This is a genomic window from Ruegeria sp. Ofav3-42, from assembly GCF_022347725.1.
GTDB lineage: Bacteria > Pseudomonadota > Alphaproteobacteria > Rhodobacterales > Rhodobacteraceae > Ruegeria.
On the sequence record NZ_JAKRGB010000019.1, the window covers coordinates 74,596 to 86,804 of the forward strand.

A 12,209-nucleotide genomic window follows, 5' to 3' on the forward strand; every position below is an offset into this window, starting at 1 on the left:
TCCGCGTTCGGGCGGCTATTTGGCGCGTAGGTTTACGTCAGGCTGTTCCTGGAACCACGCGTAAGTTTCGCGAATTCCATCCTCGAGACCTGTTTTCGCGCGCCACCCCATGTCTGCCAAACGGGAAACATCCATCAGCTTTCGCATTGTACCGTCCGGCTTGCTGACATCCTGAGAAATCCGCCCCTTAAACCCGGTGACTTTGGCCACCAGTGCGGCAAGCTCGGCGATGGAGATATCCTCGCCACAACCAACATTGATATGGCTCAGCATAGGTTCAGTATTGGCCTCATAGACGTCCCGAGGCAGGTCCAGAACGAACAGCGACGCTTCGGCCATGTCGTCTACGTGCAGGAACTCGCGCCGTGGCTTGCCGCTGCCCCAGATGACGACCTCGTCCAGCCCATCACGCTGCGCCTCGTGGAACCGGCGGATCAGGGCGGGCAAAACGTGGCTGTTTTCGGGGTGGAAATTGTCGCCCGGACCATAGAGGTTTGTCGGCATCACTGAACGGTAATCCACCCCGTGCTGCCGGTTATAACTTTCGCACAGTTTGATCCCGGCAATTTTGGCCACCGCATAGGGTTCGTTCGTCGGTTCAAGCACGCCCGTCAGCAACGCATCTTCCCGCATCGGCTGCGGTACGGCACGCGGGTATATGCAGGAACTACCCAGCTGCAGCAGGGTTTTGACTCCGGCAACAAAGGCCTGATGGATCACATTGCACTCGATCATCAGGTTTTCGTAAATGAAATCTGCCGGATACGTATTGTTGGCGTGAATGCCGCCTACTTTGGCCGCCGCCAAAATGACAACATCCGGCCGCTCGCTCTGCATGAACTCGCGAACCGCAGTCTGATCGGTCAGGTCCAGCTCTGCGTGCGTTCGTGTTACTAACTCCAACGCGTCGCCTGACATCTGACGGCCCTGCAGGCGACGCAAGATTGCTCCGCCAACCATACCGCGATGACCTGCCACATAGGTTTTGCGCATGTCGTCTGCCTCAACCAGATTCCAATGTTACCGGCAATTCGTATCCGTGCTCTTTCAAAAGCGCATGGCGCTTGGCTGTCTTCAAGTCTTCCGAAACCATCTCGGCGCACATCTCCTGAACAGTCAGTTCAGGGACCCACCCCAACTTGGTCTTGGCATTCGTGGGGTCTCCAAGCAGCGTGTCCACCTCGGCCGGGCGGAAATATTGTGGGTCAATACGCACGACGACATCGCCTTGTTTCAAAGCAGGTGCGTTATCGCCTTTCACTGACTTGACTGTCGCGATTTCATCGATGCCCTCGCCCGAGAACTCAAGCGTTATCCCAAGTTCGTTGGCAGACCATTCAATGAACTGTCGGACCGAATACTGAACGCCTGTTGCGATGACAAAATCCTCGGGGGTGTCTTGTTGCAGCATCAGCCACTGCATCCGGACATAGTCTTTGGCGTGCCCCCAGTCGCGCAGGCTGTCTATATTGCCCATGTACAGGCAGCTTTCGAGACCTTGCGCAATATTGGCCAAGCCGCGGGTGATTTTACGCGTCACAAAGGTTTCGCCCCGGCGCGGGCTCTCGTGATTGAACAGGATACCGTTGCACGCGTACATGCCGTAGGCTTCGCGGTAGTTCACGGTGATCCAATAGGAATAGAGCTTGGCAACCGCATAGGGCGAGCGCGGATAGAACGGCGTGGTTTCGCGCTGGGGCGTCTCCTGAACCAAACCGTACAACTCGGACGTGGATGCCTGATAAAAACGCGTCTTCTTCTCAAGCCCCAAGAACCGGATCGCCTCTAGCAGGCGCAAAGTACCAATTGCGTCGACATCTGCGGTGTACTCAGGAGCTTCAAAACTAACCGCCACATGCGATTGGGCACCAAGGTTGTAGACCTCGTCCGGCTGCACTTCCTGAATGATACGCGTCAGGTTCGAAGTATCGCTTAGGTCGCCATAGTGCAGGTGCAGGCGGGGATTGGGAACATGCGGGTCCTGATAGATGTGGTCGATGCGCTGCGTGTTGAACGATGAAGCACGGCGCTTGATTCCGTGAACCTCATACCCTTTTTCCAGCAAAAACTCAGCCAGATAAGAACCATCCTGCCCTGTGATGCCAGTAATCAAAGCTGTTTTTGTCATAGCTGCGTTCCACGAAATTCAGTCTGCGTGTTTGCAGTCTCAGAAACAGCAATATCCGCCTGAATGCAAGCAAAGGCCATCGCCGCGCGCTGATTTCGCGGTTTTAATCCGGACTCAGACCCTTCGTTCGAGGTGCCTAGCGAAGCGGTGCTTTTGCCAGTTTTCGCAAAGGCCTTGGTCTGATCGCTGCCGCAGTGTGGAGCTTTTGAACTTGAACTGCCGCAAGGAAACGCAAGTGACAAAGCAAGCGGGGGCAGCTAGCCGCCCCCGCCGATACCGTCATCCAATGGACGGAGACCAAACTCGCTCAGTTGGGCGAAGAGCAACACGTCATCTTCCAGAATTGGGTTGTCGGAATCTGCCTCCAAGTTAGAACGGGTAAGGTCTTCTGCCTGTAGACCGACCTGTGTTGTGACATTGCCACCATTGCCCAGCACCTCGATTTCAAGGCTGCCGTCGATCTCTCGGATATCGATCTGATCAGCGACCAGGGCGTCTACATCAAAGCTATCGGAGGTCGGGTCAAAACCTTCAATCCGGGTTTGCGCCCTCCAGTTCCAATTGATTTCAGTCGTATCCACACCCGTGCCACGAACCACGATGCCGTCCGGCGCAGGGTCAAAGCCGACTATGCCCTCGGCGTTGCGGCCGCCTCGAGAAATGTGCGTCACCCTTTGTGGCGCCGGTTACGTCGGGTGGGTTCGATCTGTCGGAGTTGTAGGTCAACCCATACCCGCCCGTCGCGGGGGCTGATATATCCTGACCGAGAACGCCGACGATTTCGTTCAGAACGTCCTGGTTGTCTGCTGAGAAATTGGCGATTGTAAGGTCTTCAAGGCTAACGCCTTTAAGGATGGTCTGCGTTGCGATGCCGTCGCGGGTAACGCTGACCCGAGCGGTCCTACCAAGCGCATCGCCGGATTCCCCGAAGATCTCAAAGTCGCTGGCGGTGACGCCTGAGTCAATTTCGATCACGTCGCCCTTGTTCGGCTTGAAACCTTCGATCACGCTTGCCGGACTGTCATAGCCGATAGTGACATACATGTGCTCGTGGCTGCCATGCCCACTGTCATGGTCCATCGCGGTCAGTGAGGTAAGTTCTGTTCGCGCGGTAGCGTCCTGTGCGTGGATGCTATTAGCCCTTAGCATATCCAGCGTCACTCCTTGCAGTGAGACTGTCTGGTTGTTCGAAGGCGCCACTAGGACAACCGAGCCATCCACCTCAGAGATCTCAAGCGCGCTGGCACCGATCCAATCGGTGGGGATTGTGCCAGAGTCCGGATCAAATTCGGTGACTTTTGGTGTCGGCACCATCGGACCATATTACCACAACATCGGTACTGTCATTGCCGACGTCGGCCTTTCCACGCTGCCCGCTGCCAGAAACGGGGCCAGCTACGGTCGGCTGTTCTCCGGGTTGATCCAGTCTTTCGTCGCCCGTCTTCCGATCTTCATAAACGCGATCAGGGCTTCGACCGTGGGGCTGTCGAACCCACCAAACTGAGCCACTTAAGGCAGGATCGGCGTGCCGTATTCGTCTGTTGACACTGCACCGTTCTGCAAAAGGTTCAGCGTTCCATAGGCACCGCGCAAATGCGCGGCAGCCAAAATACCGGTCAGCGTTAGTTCTACCGTGACCGTTGCACCGCTGCCATCGGTGTAAGAAGTGGTTTTTCCCAAAAAATCGTCCATGCTCTTGCCAATTTTTAGGCCATTCTCAACGATCTGCAGGTTGGCCAAACGCCTCCTGAATAGCGACTGTCTGAGCCTCTTTGGTAATGATATCTTCCAAAAGTTGACGCCGTTTTTGCCAATCCAAGTCCCATCCCAAGTGTTTTTGGCCGCGCCGTTGTCGTTTAAGATATTGCTATCATAATAGCCCAGATCGATATGCAGCGCTTCACGGCGTTGGAAACCCACAAAACCCAGCGAATTCATCGAGCGACAAGCCATCGCTTCCCATTCCCATTGATCAAGCTGGGCGTCAGTAGCATTGCCTTTTTTGTGGATGTCCCATGCCGACGTGAATTGGCCAACCCGGCCCGTTCAGTTGGACCGTAACTGCTCGTCGCCGTTCGGAAAGTCCCAAGCATGGCGCTCCGCGTAAATTCAAAGCAATGGGTCTCGACCCTCATGTCCAGCCCGGTGGCATCTATGACTAGATCGATGTGAGCGGATGTCTCCCGAAGCTCTATTCAGGCATGTTGGCGTGCAGCAGGCGCAAATCACCGGACATGGCAGGGGACATCAGCTAGCCTATTATATTTAAACGAAATTCATGCCACCAAGGCACGGTTGCGCGGATCGATAGCCAACCCCGTCTAGGCCCCCACCCAAAGGAGCATCCAGATGCGCCGCCAGAAAATTCAAAATGGCCGCTTCCATACCGCGAGGCAAGGGACCACCAATCTCATCCAGGGATTTGAGCTGCAGATCGATAGCAGTAAAGGCTGCAGCCATCGACCGAACCCAATGATTGGGCACCCGATCTGCGACTGATGTAGAGAAGCTCGATAGTGTGGTTCAGCCGTCTGATTATCTTTCGTAGCAACAGTCATGCGCCAACATTGGGTCCAACGAAACATACTGCCCGGCTATTCGTCGGGAGACCGCTGAAAAAGAGATTCACGGCGCCTTCGTTCCAAGCTTTCCGATAAATACCTCAACGGATCACCACGGGCGCGACAATTGGGGTATTTAATTCTCGGTTAGCGATTTCGGAGCCTTAGCCAAGATCAGAGGCTGAGGACAAAACAGGGCAAGCGAGGGTAACGTCATCTGTCTTAGATTTCATACGTTATCTGCGCCTCGCACGGCTCAAAAAGACCTCGAAATAAATCAATTCCCGGGCGGTCGCGATTCAAACCTTGGGCGCACTCCAAAAGGCTGTCCGGTTCTTACCAGTAATTTGAGGAAATGACGGATCGCGCTAGTTTATGATGTGAGGTAGCAAACATGGAGATTGCAAAGCAACGGCTACAACTCTTTTGTCTCATCATCCTGTGCTTCCTGTCGGCAACCCGAGCAAACGGCCAGGTTGATACTGAAGACACTATTGGGAACCGGGTGTTGCACACGGTGATCGAAGGGCCAATCGGTCCGGCAACCGTGCACCACATTTCGCGGGTTCTTGAACACTCACAAAGCCAAAGTACTTCCGCAGTCGTCTTGCAACTCAACACGCCTGGCGGTTTGGCGGACGCAACACGCGAAATCATTTCAGAGGTTTTGTTGTCACCTGTTCCGGTGATTACCTATGTGGCCCCGCCCGGTGCGCATGCGGCCAGTGCGGGCACCTATATCCTTTACGCCAGCCACATCGCCGCCATGGCACCCGGAACGAACCTTGGTGCGGCTACTCCGGTTGCGATCGGCGGTATGCCCGGCGGTTTGCCCAGGCAACCGCCGGGGGACAAGGGCGAAGATAACAAGGAATCCGAAGACGGGGCGGCCGATGACCCCCTGGCACCCAAGGATGCGATGTCGGCCAAAGCCACCAATGATGCCGCGGCCCTGATACGCAGTTTGGCGGAAATGCACGGCCGCAACGCGGATTGGGCTGAAAGCGCGGTACGACAGGCCAAAAGCCTGTCGGCCGAACAAGCGCTGAAGCTGAATGTCATCGACCTGATGGCGGTAGACCTAAGCTCGCTGCTGCGGGATGCGGATGGGCGCAGCGTGGTGATGGGAGAAAGCCGCCAAACGCTGAACCTCTCCGGCTTGCCAGTTGAACGGATCGAGATGGGACCGGTCACTCGGATACTCAGCATTCTGTCGAACCCCAATGTGGCTTTGGTACTGATGATGCTTGGGGTCTACGGCCTGATATTCGAATTCTGGAACCCCGGTGCGATTGTACCCGGTGTAGTTGGCGCGATCTGTTTGACGCTGGGGCTGTATGCGCTCAATCAGTTGCCGCTGGATTATGCCGGGTTGGCGCTGATCGGCCTTGGAATCGCGTTCATGGTCGCCGAGGCCTTTTCGCCAAGCTTTGGGGTGCTGGGACTTGGCGGGATTGTCGCCTTTTCGCTGGGGGCTGCAATGCTTGTGGACACGGATGTCGAAGCTTATCAAGTCTCATGGTGGCTGATTGGTGTCATGGCACTGATCAGCGCATCGGTTTTAGCCGTGCTTCTGGGATACACAATTCACACCTACCGGCGTGCGCCGGTGTCGGGTCTGAACCGGATGTTGGGTGCACATGCCCGTGTATTGGATTGGTCCGGTGATGCCGGTTTCGTCTGGGTCGAGGGTGAGCGCTGGCAAGCCCAGGGCGGAACCGACCTGCAACCTGGTCAAGACGTGTACGTTCTTGGTGTAGAAGGCCTCAGGCTTCGTGTCGGTCCGGCAACCGGCGACCAACGTGAAACTGGCGGAGGCGTATGATGATGGAAGCATTCCAGTTTGAATGGATCGCCTATCTCATCCTGATGGTGTTGGTGTTCCTGTTCCTGCAAGCGGCAATCTACATTTTCCGGGAGTATGAGCGGGGGGTAATGTTCACGCTGGGGCGGTTCACAAGGGTTACCGGGCCGGGATTTGTCCTGATCATTCCGATTGTGCAGCAGCTTGTACGCACCGATCTGCGTATGTTCGTCGAAGATGTACCCAGTCAGGACGTAATCAGCCGGGACAATGTCTCTGTCAAAGTCAACGCGGTGATCTATTTCCGCATTGTCGATCCGCAGAGGGCGATCATCAACGTGGCCGATTTCAGGGCTGCGGTCAGTCAATTGGCGCAAACCACGTTACGCTCGGTTCTGGGCAAGCACGAACTGGACGAAATGCTGGCCGAGCGTGACAAGCTCAATGCTGATATTCAGGAAATTCTGGACCGTCAGACCGACGCTTGGGGCATCAAGGTCGCAAATGTCGAAATCAAGCATGTGGATATTGACGAAAGCATGGTTCGCGCCATTGCCAAACAGGCCGAAGCAGAACGCCTGCGTCGGGCACGGGTCATTAACGCACAGGGCGAGTTTCAGGCGGCATCGAAACTGGTGGAAGCCGGCAAATTGCTGGCAACCCAACCGAACTCCATGCAGCTACGCTATTTCAACGCACTCAATGACATTGCCACCGATGGCACCACGACCGTCGTGTTTCCGCTGCCAATCGATCTTCTTCCAAAATCTCAAAAAATCGACGAATGAAGCGTTGTCAGAGGATTTCGGTTAGGGATCTGTTGCAAAGTTTTGACCATTTGCGTTCGTGCGGCTAGGGCGTTTCTGTTTGACCATGGCACCCAGTTGAAAGCTTGCTCATGGCCTTCTTCAAAGGCGCACAGCATCCCAAGTATAAGATCTTGCTCTCAGTTTTCTGTTACGTTCGGTGCGGCGTCTCATTCCGCGATCTCGAAGAGATCATGCACGAGCCAGGCGTTGCAGTGAAACACACGACGCTGAACCCCGCTGGGTTACACGGTATTCGGGCGCAATCGCGCAAGTGGCGTGTCGTCGCAAGGGACCACGCGACCGTTCCTGGAGAATGGATGAGACTTAGATCCGAATGAAAGGGATGTGGGTCTATCTCTTTCGAGCTGTCGACAGTGGGGCGGATCAGGAATTGATCGGGGGAATCAATTCCCCAACGAACGGCAAAACGCTTGATTTCATGCTTTCGCGGCGCCGTAACAAACCGGCCGCCACAAAATTCTTCGCTCGGATGTTGGAGGTCAACGGGCTTCCGAGAAAGTTTGTCATCGACAATGTGCGCGGAGAGAAGGCCCCGATCTTTGCACCGGACGAACCGCTGACTGTGGCGTTTTCGCATGGCACGCCGGGCGTTTTGATTGTCGACTCCGGTTCGGTTGCCGTGCGATTGGACGGGCAAGACACGGTCCAGATTGAGGCCAAAGTTTTGTCGAAAAATCTAAAAACCCTTTCGCTGGACACACTTATCTTGAGGGATTCTCGCTTACGACAGGTAGGCACGCGCCGCTTTCAAATACCGGCTGTCGAAGCCTTCTTCGAACTGCAGCACCAGCGGTTCGATAAGTGCACGCCGCGCATCTTTTGTGTGTAGCAAGGACGCTAGGCCAAGCGCGGCGCGTAGCTTCCACGAAAGAGCGGACCGGCTCTCTGCTGCTTTGAAGGCTGCACGATAATGCCGTTCTGCGTCGATTGCATCCCCACGTTTTTGCGCCAGTTCGCCTTTGACCAGACTCAGATCAATTGCGTGGTTCAACTCACCCCCATCCTGCAACGGTTGTTCTAATCCACCCAGAACCCGCGCAGCATCCTCGACCCGGTCCAGCGCCAAAAGCAGGCGCGCATGGTTGGCCTCGAAACACACACGGTGGTAATGTACCCCCGCATTCTTGCAGGCGGCAACAGCTGAGGCCGTCATCTTCTCGGCTTCTTCCAATTGCCCAAGCTGCGCCATAGCGCGGGCGCGCCAAAACGAAGCCCAGACTCCCAGAAACTTGTAACCGTACTCACCGGCAACGGCGCTGCATTCCTCGGTCAGGACCATGACCTGTTCCCAGTTGCCATTCCAGTCGTGAATGCGGATCACCCCGTTCGACAGCGCATAGACCAGCGAATACGGATCCGGTAGTGACCGGGTGTATTCCAGTATGTCATTCCCAACTTTCTCGGCCTGATCGGGATAGCCCAGCGACCAGAGCGCCGCCGCCCGGAAACACTCTGAGATCACTTTGGGTTCTGCGGCCGAAAGCCGGGGCCCCGGTTGATCCCATATGCCGTCATCGTAAAGCTGCAGCACCCGTTCACCATAACGAGCTGATTGAGCGTAGTCGCCACGGTTGAAATGCGACCATGCCTGCATTGACGCCGAATAGACCTCGTAGCGGGCATTGCCGCTGCGTTCGGCCTCGCCGGCCAGCGCGGCAAAGGTTTCGTGCCCGGCGCTGACGTCGCCACGCATGGTTTCAAATGCCCCGATCCCATAAAGAACCGCGACGCGCAGATCGGGATCGTCAACATCGACGAACAGTTCGCGGGCGCGTTCAAATGCGGCCTGCGCCTGTGGCGAGGCATAGCTGGTGGCGGCAAAATGCACGACGCCAATGGTCGATTGCAGTTGCAGTTCAAGCCGGGCGCGATCCGTGAGGTCATCGATCTCACCAACAAATTCCAGGCCCTGGCTGAGCTGCGCAAGCGCTTCCTTCATCGAAGCACGGCCCCATGCGGATTTGCCGGCGGTCAGCCAATAGGGAACCGACCGACCCCCCAATCCGGCGGCAACAAAGTGGGTCGCCACCTGTTCGGGGCCAGATTTACACCGCTCGGGGAACTTTTCTTCCAGCGTTTCAGCAATTTCGGCATGCAACTGTTGCCGCCGCCGGCGCAGTATAGATCTGTACGCCGCTTCCTGAATCAAAGCGTGACGGAACAGCAGACTATTGCCGCTTTGCGTCGGGTACACCAAGTCAGCCTCGGCCAGCAGCGAAAGCGAATTTGACAGTTCCGGCAGCGGGGTTTTGGTCACCTGCGACAGCAGGTCGATATCAACTTCGCGCCCGATCACCGACCCGATCTGGGCGTATTCGCGAACTGCGCCCAACTTATCAAGGCGCGCCATCAAACTGTCCTGCAAGCTGTCCGGCACCAGATCCGCGCTATTCTTGGATTCCAATACCGAGCGGGTCAACTCTTCCACGAACAGCGGCACACCATCCGATCGATCAAACAACTGTTTGCGCTGCTCGACAGAGAATGTGCCTGCTCCTGTCATGCTGTCTAGTAGCTCTTCGACCTCGGCAGGCGTAAGGCGCGACAGTTCACAGGTCTCCAGATGATCCACCTGCCATTCATGGGCAAATTCCGGTCGGCAGGTCGCCAGCAACAAAACCTGATGATCGGCAAGTTTGGTAACAAAACTGCTCAGCAGCTCCAGAGACGTGGGGTCGACCCAGTGCAGATCCTCGAAATGCACAAGCAGCGGTGCCTGTTTGGCCTGCACGATGACCTGTTCGATCAGCATTTCGATCGTGCGGGTCTTTTGCAACGCGGGTGACAAGTTCAGGGCCGGGTACCTGTCGCATGGCAGCGAAAACAAGGACGCCATCAGGGCGCGGGCCTCGTCCAAATCGGTTTCGGCAACCACCAGTTTTTCCAGCTTGTTCAACCGGGTGTCGTCGTCATCGCCATCGGTGAATGCAAGCAAGGTCTCGATTTGACGGCGGATGGGGTACATGGCCGTGTTTTTAAAATAAGGCGCAGACTGCAGGTGAAAGACCCGCGCCCCTTCGCGTTTTGCCTGATCGACGACTTCATAAGTCAGGCGGCTTTTGCCGATACCGGCTTCGCCCGTGACCAGACACACGCGGCCCTTACCCGATTTGGCATCGTCCCAGGCCGACATCAGGCGCGCCCGCTCGGGGCGGCGGCCGACCAAAGGCGTGAGCTGCCGACGCGCCGAGGTGACGGCGAACCGGTCCTGGCGTTCCGCCACAGAAACGACGCGCCAAGCTACCTGACCGGGATCAAATCCCTTCAGTTGGATGTTCTCCAGCGCCTCATAGACGAACATGTCGCCTAACAAAGAGTGCGTCCTGTTGCCGATGACAATCTGACCTGGCTTAGCCAGCCCCTGTAGCCGCGCTGCAAGGTTAGGCGTATCACCTGCCACAGCAGAAGTTGAGACCGCCCCGGTCCCGTCAAAATCACCGGCCACTACCAACCCGGTTGCGATACCGATACGCGCCTGCAGGCGTTCACCTGCTGCGGTATCAAGTGCGGCAACCGCTTCCACTATTTCCAAAGCGGCACGGCATGCGCGCTCCGCCGCGTCCTCTTGCGCCACGGGATAGCCGAAATAGACCACAACGCCATCACCAAGATACTGGGCGACGTGACCTCCGGCCTCTTTGACCAACTGCGAAACCGAGTCCTGATAGAGCGCCATGAGGTCGCGATAGTCTTCCGGATCAAGCCGCGCCGACAATGAAGTCGATCCAACCAGATCGCAGAACATGATCGTGAGATGCCGCCGTTCGGCGCTTTCCTCGTCCGCCATGGCTCCGCTGGGTTTGGGCTGTTCCGGGTCAGGCTTCAGAGCCGCGATGGCTCTGTTGAGTTTAAGCCGATGACCAAGCACCGTTACACCTATTTCCTTGAGGTGATCGCCTGTTACGTCCTCAAGAATTTCCAGGTCGATGCCATTTTCCTCAAACAATTCAGCGTATTGAGGAAGGCCAATATCACTCAACCATGCCGCAATCGATTTGGCAGTCATTAATCCCCTCTCGTTTGCGTGAGGTATTTCTAAGCTACTTTCGTCGCCTACCTTCTTTTGTGTAGTTCCAGAACAGTGGACCAAAGCCCAAAGTCCTTTTATTCCATTTGCTTGCAGGATGCCAATCCGTAAACAGAGACGTTACCGTTGCATCGTTTTGACTACCGCCATCCACAGAAACTGTGAGGGCTTTGTTGCTATCTTTTGGCTAGGAGGTCTCTGTGTTGATGGCGTCTCAGGTTTCGAAAGCGGCGGGCAGTGAAAAAGTCTCATTCTAAGGCGCTCAATTTCCAAGGGACGTGCTTTGACACACGGTGTATTTCTACCTTCGTCATTCAGTGTCGTACCCGGATTCGGAGGTAACCGCCCCTTACATAGTGCGGCTTTCCCATGCCGCGGGCCCGTATGGAGTTCTCAGAACAAGCCCAATTCAGAACCACGTGCTCCAGGCACTGTGTCGCAAGCTGGTTTTCCTGATCTCGTCTCATCGACTGCTACGCCTTACCTTCCGTTTGACCGTCCCACACCTCCGGGATCAGATTGTGTACAAGGCTCTAACGTGTAACGATTGGTCCCGGCATGCTTCGCCACGTGCCATCAACGCCCAGACGGTACGCGCCATTTTGTTGGCCAAAGCCACTCTGACCAACATGGGTGGCTTGCGCTCCAACATCCTTGCGAGCCAGGATCCCGGTGCGGACCCATTGTGCTCGGCCCATCTAACCAAAGCGCTGACTCCAATACTGAGGAGGCGTCGCAACGTTCGGTTCCCCATCTTTGATGTGCGTCCCAGGCGCTGCTTGCCGCCGGTCGAATGCTGGAGTGGGGGTTAAGCCTATCCATGCCGCAAAATCGCGCCCCCATCTGAATGTCGAAGGTG

At 56.1% G+C, this 12,209-nt stretch carries 10 protein-coding genes and 2 pseudogenes; 4 read left to right on the forward strand and 8 right to left on the reverse strand.

Annotation, left to right across the window (positions count from 1 at the left end; all coding sequences use genetic code 11):
* Positions 1-15 precede the first annotated feature (15 nt).
* From MHN28_RS21450 to MHN28_RS21465, 4 genes are all read right to left on the reverse strand, one after another.
* Complete coding sequence (locus MHN28_RS21450) at positions 16-993, reverse strand: GDP-L-fucose synthase (protein WP_239344688.1); 978 nt, start codon at positions 991-993, stop codon at positions 16-18.
* A 10-nt stretch (positions 994-1,003) separates the two neighbouring features.
* The gene (gmd, locus tag MHN28_RS21455; protein WP_239344690.1) at positions 1,004-2,128 is read right to left on the reverse strand and encodes a GDP-mannose 4,6-dehydratase; all 1,125 of its coding nucleotides are present in this window, start codon (positions 2,126-2,128) and stop codon (positions 1,004-1,006) included.
* Positions 2,129-2,385: 257 nt separating this feature from the next.
* Complete coding sequence (locus tag MHN28_RS21460; protein WP_239344692.1) at positions 2,386-2,799, reverse strand: hypothetical protein; 414 nt, start codon at positions 2,797-2,799, stop codon at positions 2,386-2,388.
* Positions 2,747-3,439 (reverse strand): hypothetical protein, encoded by a 693-nt coding sequence (locus MHN28_RS21465; protein ID WP_239344694.1) that lies wholly within the window; start codon positions 3,437-3,439, stop codon positions 2,747-2,749. Before MHN28_RS21465 ends, MHN28_RS21460 begins: the two co-directional genes overlap by 53 nt.
* On the opposite strand from MHN28_RS21465, the gene MHN28_RS21470 reads away from it, so the two are divergent.
* Positions 3,420-3,632, forward strand: coding sequence for a hypothetical protein (locus MHN28_RS21470; protein ID WP_239344696.1), 213 nt, complete (start codon positions 3,420-3,422; stop codon positions 3,630-3,632). The two genes, MHN28_RS21465 and MHN28_RS21470, sit on opposite strands and share 20 nt — an antisense overlap.
* 5 nt (positions 3,633-3,637) lie before the next feature.
* Here the strand turns inward: MHN28_RS21470 and MHN28_RS21475 are convergent, their stop codons facing one another.
* Both MHN28_RS21475 and MHN28_RS21480 read right to left on the reverse strand, forming a co-directional pair.
* Entirely contained in the window at positions 3,638-4,066 is a 429-nt protein-coding gene (locus MHN28_RS21475; RefSeq protein ID WP_239344698.1) for a hypothetical protein, read from the reverse strand.
* 327 nt (positions 4,067-4,393) lie between these two features.
* Positions 4,394-4,588 (reverse strand): hypothetical protein, encoded by a 195-nt coding sequence (locus MHN28_RS21480; RefSeq protein ID WP_239344700.1) that lies wholly within the window; start codon positions 4,586-4,588, stop codon positions 4,394-4,396.
* A gap of 495 nt (positions 4,589-5,083) precedes the next feature.
* Between MHN28_RS21480 and MHN28_RS21485 the strand changes: the two genes are divergently transcribed.
* From MHN28_RS21485 to MHN28_RS21495, 3 genes and pseudogenes are all read left to right on the forward strand, one after another.
* Positions 5,084-6,514 (forward strand): nodulation protein NfeD, encoded by a 1,431-nt coding sequence (locus tag MHN28_RS21485; protein ID WP_239344702.1) that lies wholly within the window; start codon positions 5,084-5,086, stop codon positions 6,512-6,514.
* Positions 6,514-7,281 (forward strand): slipin family protein, encoded by a 768-nt coding sequence (locus tag MHN28_RS21490; RefSeq protein WP_239344704.1) that lies wholly within the window; start codon positions 6,514-6,516, stop codon positions 7,279-7,281. Before MHN28_RS21485 ends, MHN28_RS21490 begins: the two co-directional genes overlap by 1 nt.
* 110 nt (positions 7,282-7,391) lie before the next feature.
* A pseudogene (locus tag MHN28_RS21495) lies at positions 7,392-7,834 on the forward strand (IS6 family transposase); the annotation flags it as partial.
* A gap of 210 nt (positions 7,835-8,044) precedes the next feature.
* Here the strand turns inward: MHN28_RS21495 and MHN28_RS21500 are convergent.
* Both MHN28_RS21500 and MHN28_RS21505 read right to left on the reverse strand, forming a co-directional pair.
* A complete protein-coding gene (locus tag MHN28_RS21500; protein ID WP_239344706.1) occupies positions 8,045-11,329 on the reverse strand; it encodes an adenylate/guanylate cyclase domain-containing protein in 3,285 nt (1,094 codons plus the stop codon).
* Between the two features lie 535 nt (positions 11,330-11,864).
* A pseudogene (locus MHN28_RS21505) lies at positions 11,865-12,209 on the reverse strand (transposase); the annotation flags it as partial.